Origin of the sequence: Oceanobacillus rekensis, assembly GCF_002153375.1 — a bacterium.
Classification (GTDB): Bacteria; Bacillota; Bacilli; order Bacillales; family Amphibacillaceae; genus Oceanobacillus; species Oceanobacillus rekensis.
Window position 1 is genome coordinate 437,125 of the sequence record NZ_MTBQ01000003.1, and the last position, 24,003, is coordinate 461,127.

Below are 24,003 nucleotides of genomic sequence, written 5' to 3' on the forward strand. Positions count from 1 at the left end.
AGTGACCCATATTAACAATCATATCTCTTTTTACATGTTTTATCTTTGTTTTTAGAAATAAAAACAATAAGAAATTTTTGGGCAATTACACAAATCAGCCTTCTAGCATCTTTTCCATTTTAAAAACCAGGTAGATGGTTACCTTTTGGTTAGGATTTTTTAAATCTAAACCTGAAACTTCTCTAATTCGTTTTAGACGATAATTCATCGTATTAGGATGGACGGTAAGTTCCAATGCAGTCTGATAAACATTGCAATCACATTGTAAATACATATTTAATGTGTAAAGAAGGTATGTTTGATTCTTTTCATCGTAAATTCTTAGTTTTTCAACATACTTATTAGGCTGTTTCCATTTCCATAATTCATACAGCTCATCGATAAACTGATAAACACCTAGCTCTTCATATAGAAAGGTATCCTTTAGCTCTGCTGCAAATTTTTCTTTAGAATCCAATACCTTTAATGCCTGTTTATAGCTGTCTTTTATATTCCTCGTCGTTTTATAGATTAAACCCGAGGCACCATTAACACTATTTAGTTGTAGCTGTTTACTTATTTTTCTTATAAATTGGCTGATAAAATCATTTAACAGACCTGCCGAATCTTCTTTTTTATAATGACGGACAAGCATGATAAATTCATTTCCATCAAACAGATGGGAAATAACCCGGACTTGTAATTGGGTTTCTGCTAAATAGTAGGCGTGTTTCTCTATTTGCTCTGTAATATCATCTGAAAATCTTATGACTACAATGGCGAGCATACCATCTAACTGAATATTATATTGTTTGGCCTGGCGAACTATTTCATTCGGATCGCCTATGTCACCCGTTAGTAATTGCCAGAAAAAGTCATTATAATGTTTCCGGGATTTTATATTACGTTTGGAATGCTTCAGGAGATTCCTTTTCACTTGTTTAGCCACTTCTTTTAATAGCAGTAATTCTTCATCACTTAGATTCTTATCTCCGGTGTGTACCCATATAAACCCCAATATTTCATTCCTATCCCAAATCGATATGGCAACCCGGTGACCAAGCCCAATTTCTTCAATTTGGGAAACAATCACTGGTTCATCATTATCAATAAGTTTCGACATCACACCATTTTTCCAAAGACCATTAATCACTTTATCCGGTACTTTACGATTCATAATCGTAGCTATTCTTGCTTCATCAATATTTCCCATATGTTTACTATAGGATACAAGATGATGATTCAAATCCTCTATTATAATTGGACTCTCAAAAATTTCACTTAGCCAATCTACCAATTGATCTGGTGATTCAACGAATACTTTATTTAATTTGCTTCTTAAAAACTCTAGTTGTTTTGGCAAATCGCTCATGAAGCAGTTCCTTCCTTTCCAAACGAGCCCATTTCCATCAAATTAAACCTTAAATTATAGTTTTTAAGACAATAATCGACAACATTTGTAGAAATATACAAATTCCATACTTTATATTTTAGTATATACACAAATAGATTTCATCTTTTAAATGTTATAATAGTTAAATAAACAGCAGGAGGAATTTTTGTATGAGAAAGGCATTTACAATTGGAAACGCTTTTATCGGTATTATTGTAGGTGCAGGTTTTGCATCCGGACAAGAAGTCTTACAATATTTTACAAGTTTTGGTCTTATGGGCATTATTGGCGCTATTCTGGCAACCGCCTTATTTGCCTATGTCGGAATGTTACTGGTGTGGTTGGGCAGCCGCACACAAACAACATCACATAAAGAAGTTATTTACAATATAAGTGGACGTTATCTCGGAATCGTGATTGATTATATTCTAATCTTTACCTTATTCGGTGTTGGCGTCGTCATGATTGCCGGGTCAGGTTCAAACCTGAATCAACAGTTTGACGTACCATACATTGTTGGTACAACTATTATGTTCATTCTGATTTTATTAGCTGGTATGTTGAATGTTAATCGTATTGTTTCAATAATTGCAGGTGTTACACCTTTTTTAATTATTTTTGTAATTCTTATTTCTATTTATAGTTTTCTAAATGCGGATGTATCCATTATTGCCTTGGATTCTTTGGCTAGGGATCAACCAACTTCATTACCGAACTGGCTTATTTCTGCCTTGAACTATGTTTCTTTTAATACAGCAGTTGGTGCTTCCATGGCGCTGTTAATGGGTGGCGCTGAGACGAATAGAAAAACAGCCGCATTAGGAGGGTTATTTGGCGGCCTTGGTATAGGTTTACTTATTATACTAAGCAACCTTGCCATTTTCTCTCAAATTGAAAATGTCGGTAGTTTGGATATGCCAATGCTTGGGATTGTCAATAATATTTCTCCAATACTCGGTATCATTATGTCCCTTGTTATCTTTGGAATGATCTTTAATACAGCAATAAGTATGTTCTATTCTTTTGTAGCCCGTTTCACAGAAGTCGGAACAACTAAATTCAAACTATTTTTCATTGGTACGATAATTATTGCATATGGTGCAAGTTTTGTTGGGTTTACTAATTTAGTTGCTGAGCTTTACCCAATAATTGGGTATCTTGGACTTGTTATCATCGCAGTATTAATCATTACACCGTTTCGAATAAGGAAGATTGAAAAAGAAAAATCACTTCAGAAAAATCGTGATATAGATAACGGGGAAAATAGATAAAGATAGATTCAGCGTTGCTCAAAGAAAAAATATCCATTCAATTCTAGGTTCGTCCATTAGGCGTTCCTAGTTTTTTTATATTTCATTTATTTATATTTGAATCATAATGAATTTTTTATTTAAATAATGTATAATTAACACTATTATGATATTTTAATGATCTCATACATTATATCGCGATTTTCAGATAGTATACATATAAACTAAATACAGGGAGATGATTCATCATGTTAAGTATTTTAGATTTAAAAAAGATGAAAGAAAATAAGGAAAAGATTACGATGGTCACTGCGTATGATTACCCTTCCGCGAAACATGCGGAGCAGGCTGGAATCGACACCATTCTTGTCGGTGATTCGTTAGGAATGGTTGTACTGGGATATGATTCAACCGTTGAGGTAAAAGTCGATGACATGATTCATCATGGGCGTGCAGTTAAACGTGGTGCTCCGGATTCATTTATTGTCGTTGACATGCCCTTTATGTCCTATCACGTTTCCATGGAAGAATCTTTACGTAATGCAGCAAGGATTTTTCAGGAAACAAAGGCGCAAAGTTTAAAAGTTGAGGGAGCATCCGAGGAAATACTTCATTTCATAAAGCGTTTAACAGAGGCCGGAATACCTGTAATTGCCCATTTAGGTCTAACACCTCAAACTTTTAATGTTCTCGGCGGCTACAAAGTTCAAGGTCAGGATAAAGCTGCTGCAAAAAAGCTATTGGATGATGCCAAAAAGGTGACTGAACAAGGTGCTGTTGCAGTCGTATTAGAATGTGTCCCTAAAGAGTTGGCACAATTAATAACAGAATCAATTGATATTCCAACAATTGGAATTGGCGCAGGTTTAGAATGTGATGGCCAAGTACTTGTCTACCACGATATTATGAAATATGGTGTTGACCGCCTTCCAAAATTTGTTAAGACTTATTCTGATTTTAATTCAGTTGGAATTGAAGCGATAAAAGCTTATGTCTCCGATGTGAAACAGGGAAGCTTTCCAACTGATAACCATTCTTTTTTCATTAAGAATATGGACATGCTTCCTATAGATAAATAAAGAAAACAATCTGATTCAATGAATGAATCAGATTGTTTTCTTTTTATATCCTCCGTTTTATTGCAATTAAACTTGGTCAACGATTTTCGAATAGCTATTTTCAATAACTTTCACTAAATTCAATATCATGTCATTGTATGGTGTCGGAATAGCATAGCGTTTTCCTTCTTCCACAATCGCCCCATTGATGGCATCTATTTCTGTTTCCCGCTTATGCAGAACATCCGTAAGCATAGAAGATGTGTTCATGCCTATCTCCTCTTCCCCCAAACGTATGCATTCATCTACTGGATTATCATACAACAGTGCAATTTCTTTCACCTCTGCAATTTGTACTGCTTCTTGAACCAGTTTCTTGATAACATATTTTCCTTCTTGAGTCCGTATGGCATCTCCATTCGTAAGTCTCGTCACTGCTGTTAATCCGTTATATGCCAAATTTACGAGTAATTTGCTCCACATAATGGATTGAACATGTTCCGATACTTCTGTCTTCAAACCACTTGCAGAAAAAGCAGATGCAATCTTAGTTAATAGTTCACTGTCTGTCTCGGTCTGAGCAGAACCAATTACAGTACTTCCCCATGCACGATGGTAAATAACTCCCGGTTCCACCACACCTGCTCCAGCCCATGTTCCACCAACAAATACTTCGCTTGTTGGTGCAAGACTTTTAATCTTTTCCATGTTGCCTATCCCATTTTGCAACGTTAGAATTGGTATATTTCTATGTAAAGATGGTAATACATTTTTTAACACAGTTTCTGTTGCAAAAGCTTTAATTAACAGGATTACTAGATCGTAATCACTACTTAATTCATTCGGATTTGTTATAACTGGAATAGAAATGGTAGAACTATTTCCTTCTTTATCAATCAGCCTTATTCCGCTTTTCTGTATCGCTCTTACATGGTCATTTTCACGATTGAATATAGTGACATCCAAACCGTTTTGCTTTAGTTTACCTGCAAATAAACTTCCCATTGCACCTGAACCAAGGATTAATAGTTTCATCAAGAACATACTCCTTTAAGTTTTATCTATAACTTTCTGAACCGATAAGGATATTTTGATTAAATCCTAATATATGACTTTATATTTTGGAAAATTCAACTTTAACCAAAATTATAACATATAAATAAATTCAATTGAAAAAGAAGCGGAAAGTTGTTATCCCGCTTCTTTTTCAATTGAATCCCGACAATTTTAAATCACTCTGGTATTTAATTTTTGTCTAAATAACCGCAAACTACATGGCCCACTGATTTGGCTGCAACAAGTATCGCATCCTCGTCAATATCAAACTTTGGATGGTGATTAAAGTAAGGCTCTTCAACACCCTTTGGAGTACAGCCAATATAGAAATAAGAACCAGGAACCTTCTCCAAATAGTAAGCAAAGTCATCAGATGGTGCCATTTTAGGGAATTCCTTTACTTCCTTAATGTCTTTATCCTCAATCACTTTCAAAGTATTGGCTACAAACGCAGTAAGTTCGGGATCATTATATAATGGTGGATAATCAGGTTCATACGTAAGTTCACAAGTTACACCAAATAATGCTTCTATTCCCTTAACAATCCGCTGAACTTCTTCATCTATAACATTCTTGGTATCTTCATTTGAATAACGAATGTCCCCTTCAAGCTCAATGCTATCTTTAATAACATTAAAAGTTCCTTTACCATCAAATGAACCAATTGTTACCACACCAGCATTATTTGGATTAACTCTGCGACTGACAATCGTCTGGACAGCTGTTACAAAATAAGCACCTGCTACAATAGCATCATTTGCTTTATGTGGAGATGAGCCATGCCCTCCGCTTGCCTGTAGCTTTAATTTAAAATAGGCTCGTCCATTAAAGGAATATCCACTATGATATCCAACTGTTCCTGCAGGAGCCATTGGTAAAACATGAATACCAAAAATAGCATTAACATCATCAAGAAAACCTGCTTCTACGATGCTTTTTGCTCCACCGGGTGGCTCTTCTTCTGCATGTTGGTGAATCATTTTAATCGTGCCATTAATATTATCTTTTAATTCGATTAGGCAATCAGCTAACACTAAAAGATATGCTGTATGTGCATCATGACCACAAGCATGCATCACACCCTCATTTTTTGACTTATACGGTACATCTGCTTCTTCCTTAATAGGAAGTGCATCAAAATCGGCCCGAAGAGCAACTGTTTTACCCGGTTTCCCTCCTTTTATAGTTACAATAACGCCATAACCATTTCCTGCGTTCGTAACAATTTCGACATCTTTATCTTTATAGAAATCAGCGATATACGTTGCCGTTTTTTCCTCTTTAAAAGAAAGCTCCGGATTCTCATGTAAGTGACGGCGTATTTCAATCATTTCATCTTCCCGTTCTTCTAGCATTTTCATTAATTTGTCTTTCATTAATAAAATCTCCTTTCATAAAGTGAAACTTCACTCAGTGGGGAGTCCGTCTTCCCACTGAGTCACTTTTTATTTTTTATTTTTTTCTACTGCATTTGGAACTAATATAAGAATAGAAATAAGGGAAAGAGCAGCAAATATTACATTTGTGATAATTCCAACTGTCCCAGAAACATGAACAGAACTTACTGTATTAACAGTACTATATACGGTTGCTGAAATGGCAATACCAAATGCATTCCCTAAAGAACTCGCCATTTTATATATCCCTGAAGCTTCTCCGACTTTATCGTCAGGAGTTGTAGAGACGGCTGTATCGGTCGATGGCGTAGCGTACATTCCAAGACCTAAACCAAAAAGAATAAATCCGACAAATACAATAATCGTATATAGAAGATCAGGTAAGAAAGTTAACGCCATCACGGAAACCCCGATTAGAGTTATCAATGAACCCCAGACCATTGGTTTCTTTGCGCCGGTTCGTTGCATGAGTTTTTCTCCAACACGAATCATCGAAAGAACAGCAGCTAAATAACCAAGTGAAAGTAAACCAGATTGAAATGCAGTAAAGCCACGACCTACCTGTACATACGTATTCGCAACGATTAATGTACCTGCAACAGCATTTAATAAGAAATTCGATACCGTTGCACCTGTATAGGCTTTATTTTTAAATAACTTGAAATCAATTAATGCATTCTTTCTTTTACCCTCATAGTAAATAAATACAATGACACCAACGATGGATACAGCAGCCAATATTAATGTTGTTAAACTCGTCCATCCCAGTTCTGCGCCTTGGGTAATGAAGATATTAATCGCAAGCATCGTAACGATAAAGATTCCCAATCCACCATAATCAAATCGAAATTTCCCAGTTGTTTTAGCTTTACTTTCGGGAACATCCTTGATAAGCCACATAGCAAGCAATGCAAAAATGATGGAGAAAATAAATATCCATTTCCAGCCCATATACGTAGCAATGGCACCGCCGGCAAACGAGGTAATCCCTGAACCACCCCATGAACCGATGGACCAATAACTAAGTGCTCGCTGTCTTTCTGCACCTTCAAAATAAGCTTTCATTAGCGCAATCGTAGCAGGCATAATACATGCAGCAGACAGACCCTGCAATACCCGCCCGATTATTAATAATACAGATCCCTGTGCCAGCACAAGTAATAAGGAACCAATCACACTTAACACTAATCCAACATAGGTGATTTTCTTCCTTCCTAATCTGTCTGCCATTCCACCTGCAACTACAATAAACATACCCGAAAACAGAGAAGTTAAGCTAATAGCTATATTTAATGTTCCTAATTCAACACCCAAATCAGCTTGAACTGCTGGAACAATGTTTACCATTGCTTGAGCAAATAACCAAAATGTTAGAACACCAAATACAATCCCAAAAATCATTTTATTTGTACCTTTGTAGTTTACTGCTTCCATTCCAATCCTCCTAATTCTTAATTCGGGTTTAGTTATTGAATATAAACCCCAAGCTTGTTGTGTAATTAATGCTAAAAGCCCTTTCTAAGAACATGCACCTATTTTATAATTCCACCCCCTTAGGAACTACAATAGTGTACCCGAAAATTAGAAAATTTAAGCCGCCGCTATATTTAAAGTTCCTAAATCATCATGCAATAATATATAACGCAAAAAACTTTAAGCACATATTACTAAAATGCGCTAGTATTATAAAATTATTATAAAAAGTGCCTAAAGCTAACAAATTAAAGCAGTATACGGAACTTACCATAAGCGTTATAATGATAAAATCGAGACATTTTATAGGAGAGAATAAAAAAATATGTTAAAAGCTTATTCATGGTTAACTTTTTGTGTAATAGCATGGGGTAGTAATTTCGTCTTTGGAAAGATTTTAGTTCAAGATTTCTCCCCAAGTCTATTAACATCACTGAGGCTATTCTTTATTGTGTTATTTTTAGTTGGATTATCATGTTATAAAAAACATTTTAAACGTTTAAATAAAACGGATTTACTTGCTATATCCTTTCTGGGGATTATTGGTGTATTTATAAATCAATGGTCTTTTTTTGTAGGGCTGCAAACAGCTGATCCAACAACATCTGCATTAATTCTAGCAACAACTCCTATTTTAACTGGCTTCTTGGCGGCCATTTTCTTAAAAGAAAGATTGACGATTCGCATGTTGTTTGGGTCTATTGTTGCGATAATAGGTATTTATTTTGTTGTAGCTAAAGGCAGTTTATCCTCTGTAAACATTGATAAAGGTCTTTTATGGATTGTTGTAACAATGATTACATTCGCCATTATGATTATTATGACAAGGATGCTTTCCCAAAGAGTGGATCCACTTACAATTACCTTATATTCGAATATTGTGGGCTTTATTGTATCGGTCCCTTTTGTTTTTTTATTAGACAATCCTTTACGGGCAAGTGTAGCTATTTCTGATTGGGCTTTTTTAATTGGAACGGCCATTATTGTACACGGTGTAGCTGCCTTGATTTGGAATATTAATATCCGGTATGTAAATGCATCAAAAGCATCTATTTTATCTAACTTAGAACCTTTTGTAGCCATGATTATGGGTTTAGTTCTATTGTACAAACCGATTACAGGTGTAGAGATAGCAGGTTCCTTATTTATAGTAGGAGGCGTTATACTTTCTACCTATCAACAAAAGGACTTTGAATTGAAGAAAGTCTAGTCAGAAGAAATGTGTGACCATAGATTCTATTTACAAATCATCCTTTAGAAACAATAAAGTCATCTGACCCAATCTTCAACTGATAATCCTTGCTTTATGATTTGAAATTTGTATATAATAAATTTAAATTAATATTCAACAGTGATGAAAAAGATATAGTACAATTTACCCTCTGGATTTTTAGAGAACTTGTGGTGGTGAAAACAAGTACCAAGGTAAGGTGGAATTGGGCTTTGGAGCTGATTAAAATTTAAAGTGATCTTACGACTAGTTGTAAGGTAATTAGGGTGGCACCGCGGTTCATTCGTCCCTTATTTTTGAGGAGTAGAATGGGCTCTTTTTGATGTTAAAATTAAACTCTTTAAGTAAAATTAGTGAACAGGATAGTTCGTTATACTTTTTTACGAAAACAGGCAAAATTAAAATGGAGTGATAAAAATGGAAACAATTTTCTCAGGAATTCAACCGAGCGGAACACTAACACTTGGAAACTATCTCGGCGCAATCCAACAGTTTGTGGAATTGCAAAATGATTATGATTGTTATTTCTGTATTGTAGATGAACATGCGATCACCGTACCACAAGAACGTTTAAAATTACGAAATAATATTCGTTCATTGGCCGCACTATATCTTGCTTCTGGTATCAATCCTGAAACCTCTACATTGTTTATACAATCTGAAATACCTGCACATACTCAGTTAGGCTGGATGCTCCAATCAATCAGCTATGTAGGGGAATTGGAGCGAATGACACAGTTTAAGGATAAATCAGAAGGAAAAGATGCTGTATCGTCTGCACTACTTACCTACCCATCACTAATGGCTGCAGATATTTTACTTTATAATACAAATGTCGTACCTGTTGGTGATGATCAGAAACAGCATCTGGAGCTAACCAGAGATTTGGCCGGGCGTTTCAATAACCGCTTTAACGATATTTTTACTATTCCTGAAATTCGTATTCCAAAAGTCGGTGCAAGGATTATGTCTTTACAAGATCCAACAAAGAAGATGAGTAAATCTGATGAAAATGTAAAAGGCTTCATTTCTATGCTTGATGAGCCGAAGAAAATCGAGAAAAAAATTAAAAGTGCAGTGACAGATTCAGAAGGTATTGTTAAATATGATAAAGAGAATAAGCCAGGTGTTTCCAACCTGCTCATCATTCATTCAAGCTGTACTGGAGAGTCAATAAAATCACTTGAGGCTAAATATGAGGGAAAAGGCTATGGTGAGTTTAAGCAGGGTGTAGCAAATGCTGTCATTGATACGCTGCGACCAATTCAGGAAAGATATGATGAGTTGATTAACTCCGAAAAATTAGATGATATTTTAGATCAAGGCGCAGAAAAGGCTTCATTTACTGCGAATAAAACGATTGCTAAAGCAAAGAAAGCAATGGGACTTGGTAGAGTAAGGAAATAATAAAAAGGTGCTCAGGTTTAGAATCTGAGCACCTTTTTTATTAGCTTCTGATTGTAAATGTAAACTTCAGCAACTTCCAGCAAACTATATCTTCCGTGATACAATAACTAATAATAAAACTGTTCTTCACTTCTGACTTGATGTATCATGTTGTGGTCCAATTTCTGCTTCCCACATTTTTTCCAGAAAGGATTGGCCGCGTACAAGCTTTGCACATAAGTCTTCATGTGACGTACTCCATCCCTCTTTCACACCATTGTACAGCGTTTCCCATACTCTTTCTTCATCCATATATCGAATCGCTGGATATTGCTTTGGATCCCATTCTGTCAGCCAGTAACGCAATTCTTCTCTATTGTTTGTTGTTTTCAGTTGATCAAGCCCAATCATAAGCAATTGCTTCAACTGTCTTTCCTTTCTTGTAAGTCCAAAAACAAATTCCGGTGGCATTGATAGCATATGGTATTCCTTTTCATAGTCACTATCTTCAAATCTAAAGGATTGGGCTTTCGTTTTATCAATCATGTCGAAAACTAGCTGTTCCTGACGCGGGATTAATCTGCTTTTACGAATAGGGATTGAATATCCAATCGTATCAAAAGCCATAATGTCATTGCCGTCCGTAACAATACACGCGTATTCTACAACAGACCTTTTTTGCCCTTTGCGAGTATAGGCCCGCTTGTGGATCGAATCAAGTAAAGCTTTCGGTAGATCATGCATATCATTCTCAATGTAGTTATATAGTTTCTCCGTTATGTATAGTAAAGGTACTTGATCCAATAGCTCAATGCTGTCCTCTTTCCTCCATTCATGGAAATGACAAACACTATATCCATTCTCTTCCCCTTCAAACCAGTTCACCCATACATCGTGTAAATATAACATAAACAACCCTCACTTTTATTTTCCGATTTAGAATACATTATGACCATCACGAAGGAAAAATATTCGAGAAGTTGGCTAAAATTAATTCTGATAGCGATATAATATCGCACTCATGATTAAAATACCTACAGGGAGAAAATAACATTCAATTCTTCCGCTTATAAATATAAAGTAATCCACCCATGACATGCCAACAGGGAGAAAATTCAAATATGCGATAATCGTGACTCCCCCTGTAACAGCTAGTCCAAATCCAATTAGAAAGAAGAAAATGTATCCCATAAAGATTCCCTCCCCTATGCTTGTCCGCTTCGTCTTATATAACCTTATGTTTATAAATTGAAAAGAATGCTACCGAGTTTTTGGCGACTCATCTTTGATGTTGATTTGCAATTGATGTTGATGCTACAATTCATAGTTTGGAATGCTTAAATCAAAAAATTCAGCAATAAAAAAGCTGTTCAGCGATTTAGCTGAACAGCTTTTTTATTACTTATATTTTTTAAAAACAAGTGCTACATTATGTCCACCGAAGCCAAGTGAATTGCTGACAACAACATTCACATCTTGTTTTCTAGCTTCATTTGGCACATAATCCAAGTCACAATCTGGATCAGGGGTTTCATAATTCGTTGTTGCTGGAATGACTCCATCTTGAATCGATTTGATTGAGATAACAGCTTCGACACCACCTGCCGCACCAAGTAGATGTCCCGTCATTGATTTTGTAGAAGATACGGCAAGCTTTTTAGCGTGATCCCCAAAAACTGTTTTAATTGCTGCTGTTTCATACTTATCATTCAATGCTGTACTTGTCCCATGAGCATTGATATAATCTACATCTTCCGGCGAGATGCCAGCATCTCGAAGGGCATGCTGCATCGCGCGTGCTGCCCCTTCTCCATTCTCTGCAGGAGCAGTAATATGGTATGCATCGCCTGTTGCTCCATAACCAACAATTTCACCGTAAATATTCGCATTGCGTTCCAGTGCAGAATCCAATGATTCAAGAATTAGAATTCCTGCACCTTCACCCATAACAAACCCATCCCGATTACTATCAAATGGGCGACTAGCTTTTCCCGGATCCTCATTCGTTGATAATGCTTTTGCCGAAGAAAATCCAGCGAAGGCCATATCGGAAATTGGTGCTTCTGTTCCACCAGCAATAATATAATCTACATCCCCACGCTCGACAGCTTTATATGCATCACCAATTGAATTCGCACCAGAGGCACAGGCTGTTACACTACATGAATTAATCCCTTTTGCACCTGTTTGAATCGATACTTGACCAGCAGCCATGTCAGGAATCATCATAGGTACAAAGAACGGACTTACTCTTTTAGGTCCTTTTTCCAGCAATTTGGTATGCTGCTCTTCCCATGTCTTCATACCACCAATTCCAGAACCAATCCAAACACCAACCCGATGTGCGTTGCTATCATCAATCGTAAGCTTGGCATCCTCTAAAGCCATTTTAGATGCAGCTACCGCATATTGAGTAAATGGATCCATTTTGCGTGCATCCTTTTTATCCATGAATGTTGTAGGGTCAAAATCTTTCACTTCTGCAGCCACTTTGGCAGGGTAATTATCCTTATTAACTTTTGTTACAAAATCAATACCTGATTTTCCGGCCAGAATATTTTCCCATAATGTATGAACATCGTTACCTATCGGTGTTACTGCACCAAGTCCAGTAATTACTACTCTTCTCTGTTCCATTTATTTTTTCCTCCCTTCATAATTAAATGGCTTATCTTCCCCAGCGCATTGCAACCGCGCCCCATGTTAAGCCACCACCAAAACCTACCAATACAATTAAATCATTATCTTTTATTTTACCTTCTTTAACGGACTCTGATAAAGCCATAGGAATCGATGCAGATGAATTATTGCCATACTTTTTAATTGTCTTTGCCATTTTATCTTCTGATATCCCAAGACGCTGACGGGCTGCATCCATAATTCTTATATTGGCCTGATGTGGTACCAGATAATCCACATCCTCTTTACTTAATCCTATTTCCTCAACGACGTTAACCGTTGACTCTGGCATTTGTCTGACAGCAAATTTATATACTTCACGACCATTCATAACAAGCTTGTTATCCTCATTTTGGTATAATTCCTTGCCACCTGCGCCATTTGCGCCAAGTTCAAAAGAAAGAATCCCCTTACCTTCAGAAACCTCGCCAATAACGACAGCACCTGCACCATCACCAAGAAGGACACAAGTACCTCTATCTTCCCAGTTTGTAATTTTGGAAAGTTTTTCTGCACCTACTACAAGGATTTTTTTATATGCCTTCGTCTCGATAAACTGTTTGGCAGTAATTATTCCATACATAAATCCAGAACATGCTGCACTAATGTCCATTGCTGCTGCTTTTGTTGCACCAAGACGATCCTGAATCATACATGCCACGGAAGGAAAAGGTGTATCCGGTGTAACAGTTGCAACTAAGATTAAATCAATGTCCTCGGCGTCCACTTTTGCTTCTTCCAGTGCACCGAGTGCTGCATGATAAGCCATATCTGACGTATCAATATCATCTTCCGCTAATCTTCTTTCCTCAATGCCTGTTCGTGTTCGAATCCATTCATCATTCGTATCCACTATTTTTTCCATATCTTTATTTGTAACTACTTTTGTCGGCAGGTAGTGACCAGTACCTAGTACTCCAACATTCATATTGACAGCTCCCTTATTTAAGATGATGATTCAAAAGCCAGTAAAAAAGACAAACCGATGTTTTTGGTTATCGACTATAGAGGCCAATTATCAAAGCAATATTTCCCCACATCTGCTTGCCCCTTTTTTTGCTTTTTCTGAAATCCCATTTTATAAATTAATATCAATTATTATGACTTGGTACTAATTTTAATGTAAATTAGCTTTTTTAGCAAGATAAAATGGATGTTTTCACTATTCTTCATTCGGAAGCAAACCTGTTTCTATATAATCTTTGACATGGTTTGTCATCTCTTCCTGAAATGCCTTAGGGAGACGATCATTAAATTCACCGAGAGAAATAACTTCATCCTGGAAATCAAATGACAACAACGCACCTTCCAGATTGTAATCATTATATAGTTTGGCTGTTGATTCATATAGCTTGTCCACATGTTGAATGGTACTTGTTAACACAGTATTAGGTGCAACTTCCATCTGGTCAGATATATAACCGATAGCATACAGTCCGTCCTTTTCTGCCATCTTAATGACCTCTTCACTGAAATCACCAATTGGATAAAACACATCCACACCAGCCTGTTCCATGTCTTCATATACCGTGGCCACAGTTTCAGTATCATCCCAATCAGTAATAAAACTCATATCGATCTCTGCAGCTGGATTCTGATATTTAACACCTTCATAAAACCCTTCAATTTCTGGCTGCCAGGAGTATGCTCCAATAATGCCAACTTGATTTGAGGATGTCATTTCACCCGCTACAACCCCACTTAAAAATCCCATTGCATGTGAGTCAAAATTTAAGCTGGTCACATTTTCAGCTGGTTTACCACCATTAAAATATACGAACTGAACATCAGGATATAACTCCGCTATTTCTAAAAAGTAGCTTCCATACATATTACTATGACCGTAGATAAGATTTACACCATCCTGCACAAATTCAGCAACCGCATTGTTTATCTCCTCTTTTGTGTCTATATTCTCTTCATAATAAACTTGTACATCGAATTCTTCTTCAATCTTTAGCAATCCTTCGTAACCCTTTTTATTCCATGCATTTTCATCAATGGAAGTATCAACTAATAAACCTACATTTTGAATTTGCCCTGTTTCAATATAAGTGCAAGCAGAGAGTATACTTACAGCAGCGATGAATAGTATAACGATAGCTATCTTTTTCATGATGAACACCCCATTCTGCTTAACTGTTCCGTCTACACCTTTCTACCTTATAGTCTTTTATGGCAAACGGTATTATTCTTAAAAATTATTATACATTTTTTTAAACTTATAGTAATGCTCGATTACATTTTTTAAGTTTTCTTTATTAGGTATATTCTCACGTATATACCTATTTTTTTCAATTTTAGTGACTTTCTTTTTTTCATCATTGTTGGGGTAAATAGTTAATTCTGATGGTAAATTGGTTATCTTCAGCCATTGCATCAGCGCTTCTGTGAAATCGGCTGCATAAATAGATTCTCTTTTAAATTTTTCTGATGTAAAAGGGATATATTCATTTTTATGAAAGATTCCCTTTTCATTCATTGGCATCCATTCACCAAAAAGGATGGAAGTTCTTATTGTTGTACAGTTCGAATGTTTAATTGAACGATGCTGTTCCTCATCCGGATTGATAACAATTAGTTTCTCAACGTTTTGGGGAATATCACCATAAAACTTTCCTACGATAATTCCAATACGATATTCTTTTTTTATAGTAGAAGTAATTGAAAAGGAACTATTTCTTCCGAAAAACATCGTAAGGTCTTCTATATCTTGGTACCCATCTGTAACAGGTTGTATGGTTCCCTCTACTTTATAATCATGCTCAAGCAGTGTACTGACAACGTGGTATCCAAGCCAATCATCACAATTAACAACTAATATTGACACTTTCAATCCTCCCATACATTTTTAGTAGAAGTTGTTCAAAAACAGACTTTTATTTTGCGATAAAATTTGATAATATATATGAGATACGTAGATAATTTATAATGCTAACTCAAAAACATGTTATAATTATGGTTGATTACTTTTTAAATAACCAACAACAGAAACAAAAAGGCGAGGTGTTTGGTATGCATTACATAATGACAATTATCTGGGCAGTTTTAATATCTTTGGCTACAAGTTTTGTTTTAACTAGTATGGCTGGAGAACCGTTCGTATTATTTGAAGCATTAATACTAGCCGGAATTCTATCAATTGTTGCAATCTTCTTAGGTGAAGTTGCACTGAAAACAGAAAAAGAATAATCGTAGAAAAACCCTTGCCTTTCAGCAAAGATGGCAAGGGTCTTCTTTTTCAGAAAACATGCCGTCACTTAGGTTAGGTGAATGTCTTCGTTGCACTTATGCAGATAAGAAAGTTTTCCTTTCCTATCTGCACAATAAGGCTTTTTAATTCGTTTAGCTTTCTAATTAATACCAAGGAAGAAGACTTATTGCTGTTAAAGCCGCCAAAGGTAATATAAATCGACGGAACCTTCTTCTCGGACGTCCGTAACCAGGATAGCCATAACCGGGATAACCATAACCTGGGTATCCACCATAACCAAATACTCTGCTATCATCATATCCCTGATGTTCAACTTGCTGATGATTATCGAGTGGAATAGCAAAATAAACGTACTCATCATCCAGACCGGTTATAATACCATCAAATTCTGATCCATCTGTCGTTTGTGCAAGTACATAAGAGTGCATATGATTCTTACATTGATCATACATATGTTTATGTTGATTATTCATTATCTCATCCTCCTCCCCATCAGCCTATTCAGAAACATCTGGGTTGGTGACTTGGATATATAATAAGGAGAAACTCATCACCTGAGTGACTTTTATGGCTAGTTACTATGTGATAACTGTAATTTTTATAATTTGTATTTCATCCCCCCATTAAGACGGGATGTAGAATTAAGGAGAGAATACAATGGATTTTATATCAAATATTTGGACAATCATTCAGTACTTTATATTAGGCCTTGTTCAAGGAGTTACAGAACCAATACCGATATCTTCCAGTGGACATATCATGATATTCAGGGAACTTTTTGGGATTGATTCCCCTGGCTTATCCTTTGAAATCTTTGTCAATTTCGCTTCATTTTTAGCTGTTTTAATTATTTATCGACATGATATTATTCGATTGATAAAAAACGGATGGCTCTACATCACTAAAAGAGATAAAACTGCAGAAAGTGATTTTCGCTTTATCATTTATTTGATCATTGCAACCATTCCTGTCGGCGTTATCGGAGTGCTATTCGGAGATGCAATTGGCGAGTTAATCAACGCGAACGCAATGAATGTTGTCGGTGTTACGTTGCTGATAACAGCAGCTGCGATTTGGTTGATTCGTAATCTTCGCGGGAAGAAAAATGATGGAGATTTAACGGTAAAAGATTCAATTATTGTTGGTCTTGCCCAAGCAATTGCTGTAACACCAGGTATTAGTCGTTCTGGAGCGTCAATTGTTGCATCCATGCTCGTAGGGATGAGACAAGAAACCGCTTTGCGGTTCTCTTTTCTGCTTTATATTCCGGTAAGTCTTGGTACATCTATTCTTGAAATACCGGAGATTATTCAAGACCCAACATTCAGCACGTTATGGATTCCTTATCTAGTTGCATTTATTGCAGCTTTTATCGCAACTTACTTTGCTCTAAAATGGTTCATGAACATTATGGCAAAAGGAAACTTAGGATATTTCTCCTATTATTGTGTCATTGTTGGTTTATTGGTAATCTTCTTCTTGTAAACGATAAAGAAGCTGTCTTGGAGGGCGTCGATCCTTTAAAACAGCTTCTTTTTTTGGATTCAAGTGTTGATTGATTTATTGAAGACTCCACAGAGTGGCTTTCTCGAACTTGGCTTGAGGCCGTGCCCTAAGGATGCGTATCCTTCCTCCACACTCCTGGACGGTAGCAACAGCACACTGTCTTTGGAAATGCTCCAAAAAGGTTAAAAAAGCAACAATTATTTTCGGTGGTAAGAGCAGTGCAGAGTCCCAAAAACTTTTCGGTAGGACGAGTAATCGCTGTCGCAAAGATTAAGGAAAGAGCCTAGGCAGAAAAAAAGAACTTCCCCAAAAGGTCAAAGCCTTCCAAGGAAATTCTTTCTGTCATTCATCAATCAGGAATTCCTAAAGCGATTTTTGCGTAGCGGGACATCTTTTCTTTACCCCATGGTGGACTCCAAACGATGATTGTATTCGTTTCTTTTACTTCAGGGATTTCGGAAAGGGCATGTTTAATATCTGCTTCAATATGAGCAGATAATGGGCAACCCATTGCAGTGAGTGTCATTGTTACATCACAAACTCCATCTTCTTTTAAATCCACATCATATATTAGTCCTAAATTAACAATATCAATCCCTAACTCAGGATCAATAACATTTTCAAGTGCGCCCATTAGATTTTCTTTTAACGCTTCATCCATTTTATTTACCTCCTTATACATTTCTTACTTCTATTTAAACATAATTTACGCTTATATTAAATAATTTGAATCCATTTCACATATCTTAACATCATGAGGCTTCACAAATATGTGCTTTTCCACACGTGTTCAAAAAGGAGGAAGTTCCCCCTAAATGTTTAGCGTGCGTAGCTGAAAAGCAAACATTTATGTGGGATTCAAAGTGTCATTTTTACCGGACTTCTTAAATAATCTTTTTATAAATGTTTTTCAAACCAGCTTACCGTCTCCAAGAGCGCATGCCTACTTACTTTATGATCGGTGTTTGCCTCTTTAATAAAATGTATATTTTCTTTCGTTGAATATTGTTTTACCACTTCATCATAAAATGTGTAAGAATGATCAAATGGTACGACCGAATCGTTTTCTCCATGCCAGAATAATAATGGCCGATTATTTAACGTTTCTGGTTGTTTGGAGAGATCCATCTTCTCCAGTTGTTGATACAAGCTTTCAATCATTTCGTCGGTAACAGGAAGATTACCTAATTTCTTAAAGCTTTCTACAAGCGTTTTGGCAAAGGTAGTTATTTTAGGAGATCCCATCAATATTGCTGCTGCTTTAATCCAAGGATACTGTGTTAATGCTGCAGATGTTGTAATCCCGCCCATGCTTGTGCCGGCAATTCCAAATCGCTCATCCTGAAGTAAACCCTGATCATCGAGATATGATTTGATTGATTGCAGTTCTTTCACATTATTCATTATTATTTCCCAAAAGGATATCTGTTTTTTTAAGGTTGGAACATCTGGCTCCCTTTCACCGTGGTACATGCTATCTGGCAAAATAACCCGATAACCTTTTTCTGCAAGTAAGTATGCTATTGGCAAATTATGTTCCTTAGCACTTGTAAACCCATGGAAATATGTAACGACCGGTAATGCTTCGTTTTTCTTTTCTGCATCGACGACAATTAAACTTGGGATGGACTGTATCGTTTCTTTATAAACTCCAATCATTCAAGTATACCTCTCTTTCATTGAAGATGATATGATACTTATTATTTTATAGGTATTATTGTATCCCTGCAAACTTTGTAAATAATAAATTACTTTACATATCCTGTATTAATTACTAAACTATTCACAGATGAGGTGAAATTATGAATAATAAAAAACATTTAATTGCTTTGGATCTTGATGGCACGCTTTTAACAGATAAGAAGGAAATAAGTGCGCGTACGAAAGAAACTGTTTTAACAGCGATGGCTCAAGGACATGTTGTTGTGATTGCAACAGGAAGGCCGCACCGCGCAAGTATTGATTATTATAACGAGCTCGGGATGACGACACCCATGGTTAACTTTAACGGGGCTTTAATTCATCATCCAAAAGACAGGACTTGGGATTTTGCAATGCATAACCCAATGCCAATTAAAACAGCTCATCATATTATTGATGCTTGTTATGATCTGGAAGTCAAAAACATTTTGGCTGAAGTCATGGACGACGTTTATCTGGATGCTTTCGATCAGGAAATTATCGACATATTTCATGAAACAAAAGAAGACTCACCATATATTATCGGAAACCTGAAAGATAAACTAAACGAGGATCCAACATCTGTACTTGTCTATCCTGAGGAAAATCATATCAGGCAGTTAAGAAATCATTTAAATGATTATCATGCTGAAGTGATTGAACATCGTAAATGGGGAGCACCATGGAATATCATTGAAATTATAAAAAAGGGCCTGAACAAAGCAGTAGGGCTTCAAAAAATTGCGGACTATTATAATATTCCAAAGGATAGAATAATTGCTTTTGGCGACGAAGATAATGACTTGGAAATGATTGAGTATGCTGGTGTCGGCGTAGCCATGGGGAATGCCATTAGTGAATTAAAAAGCCTATCCAAGCATCAAACCCTTACGAATGAAGAAGATGGGATCGGTATTTTCCTCGAAGATTATTTGAATATCAAGACAAAAACATTATAACCACCAGATGTTACCTGTTTTATAAAATGGAATCCGAACCATACTAAAGGTGAGCGTATAAAAACGTTCACTTTTTTGTTTGCTTCAACATGTATGTAAGGAAATCCTTATTAGAATTCTCTTCAGGGAGGTATTCATCATGGGCAAGCGAAGTAAATCGAAACGTTTTAGTCACCAAGGTGCAGCATCAGTAAAAAAACACGCCGAGGTATTCACCTACCGTTCCACTTTATCAGAAGCAGAACGTAAAAATGCAGAAGACGATAACCATACTGTAGGAGGGTTTTAATTGGAAAATAATCTATTTCAACGCGCAAGAGAAACAGTTACAAATATGATTCAAAATGTGGGCCAGGGCCAAGGTCAAGCGAGCCCACAAGATCAGCAGGCTGCACAGAATGCTATTCAAGCGGCCTATCAGGACGCATCTCCTGAAGAGCGTCAAGAATTACAACAGCTTGAACAGCAGTTGAAACAGCATAATCAATTAAAATAAACCTCAACCTAAAAAGCGATAGGCTTTGAAAGTAAATAACCTCCCTTCAAAAAATCGGGAGGTTATTTACTTTTTTATAGTACCCTTTTCTGATATTATTAAGGTAAGTATGATTAGGAGGGAAAAGTTATGGAGATTCGCGTGGAAGGAACACCTAACCCAAATGCAATGAAGTTTACTACCGATAAAATAATCTTTGAAGGCACAAACAGTGTTTCCGTTATGCCTGGGAATACAAGTGACTATGAAATTTTAAATGACTTAATGAAAATTGCAGAAGTGGATAATGTTTTTGGTTATCAGAATTTCATTACAGTGAATAAGCAGTTCGATGCCGAATGGGACAATCTAAACCCAAAGATTATGGAAGTATTTGAAAAACACGGTTATTAAAGAATACTTAAAGGGTATCTTATAACTAAAAGAACGACAGATGATTTAAATCTGTCGTTCTTTTAATTTAGGTTCATTATTCGGCTATTTTCCTAAATCAATGGGAATATAATTTGGATTTACCACTTCATTATTATTATCTTTTCCATATAGCATGACAATTAGAGGGCTTTCGCTATTTTCTGTTGTCTCAGGAATTGTTTCATTCAATTCAAATGCTATCCAATCTCCAGTAGTTGCATCAAGCTTAATGCTTTTCTCTTCCTGCAATCGTTCTTCACCCTGCTCAATAACGTAAAACACTTCATCATCGGCTGTACTTACCTCACCAGATAGAACAAATTCATCGCCAACCACTTTCAAGTCCATGTTTTGAAATTTAACCGAAGCGATATTTTCCTGATTAGAATCCATCACCCGATTCTCTTCATTTCCACAAGCAACAAGCATTAGTGCAGCTGCCAAAATTATTATATATCTCAATTTTATTTCTCTCCTTATCAATCACGTCTGAAAAATCCATACACGCCCGCAGTCTCTACAATATTGGTAAAGGCATTTGGATCTACTTCATGAATAATTTTCTCCAAGTCGTACAGTTCATATCGTGTAATTACTAGGTACATAAAGCTTTTATCTGCATTCGTGTATGCTCCCTTTGCCGGTATAATTGTAATTCCACGAACCATTTTATCGTGAATTGCCTTTTGTAATTCACTCGCTTTAAGGGTAACAATCATCGCAGTAACTTTCTCGTATCGCGTATGGATTGCATCAATAATTCTAGTGGTTACATACAAAGTTAACATGGTGTACAAAGCATTTTCAGGTTCATAAAGAAGCCCTGCAAGTAAGATAATGATTGCATTCATAATTAAAAAGTAATTTCCAATCGGTTTGTCATTCAAACGGGATAAAATCATTGCAACAATATCCATACCTCCGGTAGACGCACCACTTTTCAATGTCAATCCTACTGCAACCCCAGCAATTACACCACCAAATACAGCATTCAATATAATATCATTTGAAAGGGAGATGACAGGTATAATTTGTAGAAAAAATGAGGTAAAGGCGACAGATATAATACTGTAGATTGTAAAACCTTTACCTACCTTGAACCAACCTATTAATAAAACGGGAATGTTAAGCAGCAAAAGCAGTATACCGGTACTGATGCTTACCCCTACAAAGTCATTGAAAATACTGGACAAGATTTGTGCTGCTCCGGTAAATCCACTGGCATATACATTAGCCCCAATTAGGAAAAAATTCAGGGAAAGTGCATTTAATAGTGCACCAATGATAACGATAGCGATTCGTTTTGCTTCCATCATAAACATGGAGGTACCTCCTTTTAGATTACATTTTTACTATTCCAATTAGTTTTTTGACTAAATTTCTAAATAGCTTTACACTAGAATAAATGAAAGTAAATTAGAATGTAGGTGGAAAAATGTCGATTAAAATTCTAGCTGATAGTGCAAGTGATTTGTCAAAGAAATATTATAACGAATTTGACATTGAAATGGTACCATTAACTGTTCAATTAGATGGAAAAGAATATAAAGACGGTCAAACCATCGAGCCGAAAACAGTTTATAATTCCATGCGTGAAGGTAAATCACCTAAAACATCTCAAGTTTCTGCCAGTATATTTAAATCTATTTTTACTAAACATGCTAAAGCAAATGAACCGCTCTTATATATTGCTTTTTCCTCCGCACTTTCAGGTACGTATCAGACTGCTAAAATGATGGAACTGGAAGTAAAAGAAGATTATCCTGATGCTCCCATCCATATTATTGATACGAAATGTGCGTCCATTGGTTGCGGGTTAGTTGCTATTCATGCAGCGAAACTTGCACAAAATGGTTCATCTGTTGAAGAAATTATTGATGCTGCTAATTATCAGGCAGAACATATGGAACATATCTTCACAGTCGATAATTTGGAATACTTATACCGCGGTGGTCGTGTTAGCAAAACAGCAGCATTTGTCGGTACCTTACTTAAAATCAAACCATTGCTCCATGTTGAGGACGGAAAACTGATTCCACTCGAAAAAATCCGCGGCTCGAAGAAAGTACTTCAACGTATGATTGATGTCATGGAAGAACGCGGAACAGACTTTAAACGACAAACGATTGGTATCAGTCATGGTGATGACTTGGAAAAGGCAGAACTTCTTGCTTCCATGATCAGTGATAATTTTGGCATTAAACAGGATGATATCATTATTGATATGGTCGGAGCTGTTGTAGGTTCCCATGCAGGTCCAGGGACAATTGCCCTATTCTTTTCCAATCTACCAGTTAACGAATAAAATAATATGAAGCAAATGTTTGTTCTCAAATTGAACTAGGCTCTAATCTCAGTCTAACAAATTGTCGATTGTCAGGTCCAGTTCTTATATTATTTCCAGCTTAAGGAATTTAAGTTAAAATTTTTTATACACTTTGCATGAATTACCATTACCATTCATATAGTTATTACTATAGCTTCTCTAAACTTATGATGGGGGTTTTTCATGTTTAACCAACTCTTGAATGACTTTGAAATGGAGCACAAGTTTGCACCTCTTACGATTGATAATTTATTGGATTACTATCAAAAGAAATATATAAACGGAGAAATTGACATTAAAACTTACCATAACATATACAGCTGTCTACATGAAAAAGGGGCTGTATCCGCTCACGAATCTCCACTCAAATGAAAAGTCCTGTAGAGGGCTTTTTTTATTTGGCTTTTTTCGTTTACTATTCCGTGGTCGGGATCAAATTGTGACATAAGGTAAGTTTCTTCGGCGACCGCTCTGGGAAATATACTTCGCGACCTTAGGGCGGCTGG

At 36.3% G+C, this 24,003-nt stretch carries 27 protein-coding genes and 1 other annotated feature; of the genes, 12 read left to right on the forward strand and 15 right to left on the reverse strand.

Annotated elements, in window-relative coordinates; all coding sequences use genetic code 11:
- Positions 1-94 precede the first annotated feature (94 nt).
- Positions 95-1,342: a PucR family transcriptional regulator gene (locus BV906_RS09585; protein ID WP_087973556.1), complete on the reverse strand. Its 1,248-nt coding sequence runs from the start codon at positions 1,340-1,342 to the stop codon at positions 95-97.
- Positions 1,343-1,542: 200 nt separating this feature from the next.
- On the opposite strand from BV906_RS09585, the gene BV906_RS09590 reads away from it, so the two are divergent.
- Positions 1,543-2,643 carry a YkvI family membrane protein gene (locus BV906_RS09590; RefSeq protein ID WP_087973302.1) on the forward strand — a complete coding sequence of 367 codons (1,101 nt, stop codon included), beginning with the start codon at positions 1,543-1,545 and terminating at the stop codon, positions 2,641-2,643.
- A gap of 227 nt (positions 2,644-2,870) precedes the next feature.
- Positions 2,871-3,701, forward strand: coding sequence for a 3-methyl-2-oxobutanoate hydroxymethyltransferase (gene panB, locus BV906_RS09595; RefSeq protein ID WP_087973303.1), 831 nt, complete (start codon positions 2,871-2,873; stop codon positions 3,699-3,701).
- Positions 3,702-3,767: 66 nt separating this feature from the next.
- Here panB and BV906_RS09600 read toward each other — a convergent pair whose 3' ends face one another.
- The 3 genes from BV906_RS09600 to BV906_RS09610 all read right to left on the reverse strand — a co-directional run bounded on the left by BV906_RS09600 (position 3,768) and on the right by BV906_RS09610 (position 7,567).
- Positions 3,768-4,715: a ketopantoate reductase family protein gene (locus BV906_RS09600; RefSeq protein WP_176330302.1), complete on the reverse strand. Its 948-nt coding sequence runs from the start codon at positions 4,713-4,715 to the stop codon at positions 3,768-3,770.
- 209 nt (positions 4,716-4,924) lie between these two features.
- Positions 4,925-6,112, reverse strand: a complete 1,188-nt coding sequence (locus tag BV906_RS09605; RefSeq protein WP_087973305.1) for an amidohydrolase — start codon at positions 6,110-6,112, stop codon at positions 4,925-4,927.
- 69 nt (positions 6,113-6,181) lie between these two features.
- Positions 6,182-7,567: an MFS transporter gene (locus BV906_RS09610; RefSeq protein ID WP_087973306.1), complete on the reverse strand. Its 1,386-nt coding sequence runs from the start codon at positions 7,565-7,567 to the stop codon at positions 6,182-6,184.
- A gap of 364 nt (positions 7,568-7,931) precedes the next feature.
- On the opposite strand from BV906_RS09610, the gene BV906_RS09615 reads away from it, so the two are divergent.
- Both BV906_RS09615 and trpS read left to right on the forward strand, forming a co-directional pair.
- Positions 7,932-8,816: a DMT family transporter gene (locus BV906_RS09615; RefSeq protein ID WP_087973307.1), complete on the forward strand. Its 885-nt coding sequence runs from the start codon at positions 7,932-7,934 to the stop codon at positions 8,814-8,816.
- A gap of 135 nt (positions 8,817-8,951) precedes the next feature.
- Positions 8,952-9,131 (forward strand) — a binding site (T-box leader).
- A gap of 123 nt (positions 9,132-9,254) precedes the next feature.
- Positions 9,255-10,244 (forward strand): tryptophan--tRNA ligase, encoded by a 990-nt coding sequence (gene trpS, locus BV906_RS09620; RefSeq protein ID WP_087973308.1) that lies wholly within the window; start codon positions 9,255-9,257, stop codon positions 10,242-10,244.
- A 126-nt stretch (positions 10,245-10,370) separates the two neighbouring features.
- On the opposite strand, the gene BV906_RS09625 is transcribed toward trpS, so the two are convergent.
- The 6 genes from BV906_RS09625 to BV906_RS09650 form a co-directional block, all read right to left on the reverse strand.
- A complete protein-coding gene (locus BV906_RS09625; protein ID WP_087973309.1) occupies positions 10,371-11,132 on the reverse strand; it encodes a YjbA family protein in 762 nt (253 codons plus the stop codon).
- An 81-nt stretch (positions 11,133-11,213) separates the two neighbouring features.
- Positions 11,214-11,414, reverse strand: coding sequence for a YuzI family membrane protein (locus BV906_RS09630; protein ID WP_087973310.1), 201 nt, complete (start codon positions 11,412-11,414; stop codon positions 11,214-11,216).
- 207 nt (positions 11,415-11,621) lie between these two features.
- Positions 11,622-12,860 (reverse strand): beta-ketoacyl-ACP synthase II, encoded by a 1,239-nt coding sequence (fabF, locus tag BV906_RS09635; RefSeq protein WP_087973311.1) that lies wholly within the window; start codon positions 12,858-12,860, stop codon positions 11,622-11,624.
- Positions 12,861-12,891: 31 nt separating this feature from the next.
- Positions 12,892-13,830 carry a beta-ketoacyl-ACP synthase III gene (locus BV906_RS09640; protein ID WP_087973312.1) on the reverse strand — a complete coding sequence of 313 codons (939 nt, stop codon included), beginning with the start codon at positions 13,828-13,830 and terminating at the stop codon, positions 12,892-12,894.
- A 234-nt stretch (positions 13,831-14,064) separates the two neighbouring features.
- Positions 14,065-15,018, reverse strand: coding sequence for a BMP family ABC transporter substrate-binding protein (locus BV906_RS09645; RefSeq protein WP_087973313.1), 954 nt, complete (start codon positions 15,016-15,018; stop codon positions 14,065-14,067).
- A 78-nt stretch (positions 15,019-15,096) separates the two neighbouring features.
- Positions 15,097-15,732, reverse strand: coding sequence for a hypothetical protein (locus BV906_RS09650; protein WP_087973314.1), 636 nt, complete (start codon positions 15,730-15,732; stop codon positions 15,097-15,099).
- A gap of 197 nt (positions 15,733-15,929) precedes the next feature.
- Between BV906_RS09650 and BV906_RS09655 the strand changes: the two genes are divergently transcribed.
- A complete protein-coding gene (locus tag BV906_RS09655; RefSeq protein WP_245844029.1) occupies positions 15,930-16,094 on the forward strand; it encodes a DUF2929 family protein in 165 nt (54 codons plus the stop codon).
- 165 nt (positions 16,095-16,259) lie between these two features.
- Here the strand turns inward: BV906_RS09655 and BV906_RS09660 are convergent, their stop codons facing one another.
- The gene (locus tag BV906_RS09660) at positions 16,260-16,589 is read right to left on the reverse strand and encodes a hypothetical protein (RefSeq protein ID WP_087973315.1); all 330 of its coding nucleotides are present in this window, start codon (positions 16,587-16,589) and stop codon (positions 16,260-16,262) included.
- A 193-nt stretch (positions 16,590-16,782) separates the two neighbouring features.
- Here BV906_RS09660 and BV906_RS09665 point away from each other — a divergent pair, with 193 nt between their 5' ends.
- Complete coding sequence (locus BV906_RS09665; protein WP_140321986.1) at positions 16,783-17,601, forward strand: undecaprenyl-diphosphate phosphatase; 819 nt, start codon at positions 16,783-16,785, stop codon at positions 17,599-17,601.
- A gap of 370 nt (positions 17,602-17,971) precedes the next feature.
- On the opposite strand, the gene BV906_RS09670 is transcribed toward BV906_RS09665, so the two are convergent.
- Entirely contained in the window at positions 17,972-18,283 is a 312-nt protein-coding gene (locus BV906_RS09670; protein ID WP_087973317.1) for a metal-sulfur cluster assembly factor, read from the reverse strand.
- Between the two features lie 236 nt (positions 18,284-18,519).
- A complete protein-coding gene (locus tag BV906_RS09675) occupies positions 18,520-19,281 on the reverse strand; it encodes an alpha/beta fold hydrolase (RefSeq protein ID WP_087973318.1) in 762 nt (253 codons plus the stop codon).
- Positions 19,282-19,424: 143 nt separating this feature from the next.
- Here BV906_RS09675 and BV906_RS09680 point away from each other — a divergent pair, with 143 nt between their 5' ends.
- From BV906_RS09680 to BV906_RS09690, 4 genes are all read left to right on the forward strand, one after another.
- Positions 19,425-20,261 (forward strand): Cof-type HAD-IIB family hydrolase, encoded by an 837-nt coding sequence (locus tag BV906_RS09680; RefSeq protein WP_176330303.1) that lies wholly within the window; start codon positions 19,425-19,427, stop codon positions 20,259-20,261.
- Between the two features lie 139 nt (positions 20,262-20,400).
- On the forward strand, positions 20,401-20,550 hold the full coding sequence (locus BV906_RS19445; RefSeq protein WP_176330304.1) for a hypothetical protein: 150 nt from the start codon (positions 20,401-20,403) through the stop codon (positions 20,548-20,550).
- Positions 20,551-20,757, forward strand: coding sequence for a DUF3813 family protein (locus BV906_RS09685; RefSeq protein ID WP_087973320.1), 207 nt, complete (start codon positions 20,551-20,553; stop codon positions 20,755-20,757).
- Positions 20,758-20,886: 129 nt separating this feature from the next.
- Complete coding sequence (locus BV906_RS09690) at positions 20,887-21,150, forward strand: NifU N-terminal domain-containing protein (protein ID WP_087973321.1); 264 nt, start codon at positions 20,887-20,889, stop codon at positions 21,148-21,150.
- A gap of 84 nt (positions 21,151-21,234) precedes the next feature.
- Here the strand turns inward: BV906_RS09690 and BV906_RS09695 are convergent, their stop codons facing one another.
- Positions 21,235-21,633: a hypothetical protein gene (locus tag BV906_RS09695; protein ID WP_087973322.1), complete on the reverse strand. Its 399-nt coding sequence runs from the start codon at positions 21,631-21,633 to the stop codon at positions 21,235-21,237.
- 17 nt (positions 21,634-21,650) lie between these two features.
- Positions 21,651-22,493 carry a YitT family protein gene (locus tag BV906_RS09700; protein ID WP_087973323.1) on the reverse strand — a complete coding sequence of 281 codons (843 nt, stop codon included), beginning with the start codon at positions 22,491-22,493 and terminating at the stop codon, positions 21,651-21,653.
- Positions 22,494-22,606: 113 nt separating this feature from the next.
- Here BV906_RS09700 and BV906_RS09705 point away from each other — a divergent pair, with 113 nt between their 5' ends.
- Together BV906_RS09705 and yppF are read left to right on the forward strand one after the other, a co-directional pair.
- A complete protein-coding gene (locus tag BV906_RS09705) occupies positions 22,607-23,476 on the forward strand; it encodes a DegV family protein (RefSeq protein ID WP_087973324.1) in 870 nt (289 codons plus the stop codon).
- A gap of 204 nt (positions 23,477-23,680) precedes the next feature.
- Positions 23,681-23,869 (forward strand): YppF family protein, encoded by a 189-nt coding sequence (gene yppF / locus BV906_RS09710; protein WP_087973325.1) that lies wholly within the window; start codon positions 23,681-23,683, stop codon positions 23,867-23,869.
- Positions 23,870-24,003 lie beyond the last annotated feature (134 nt).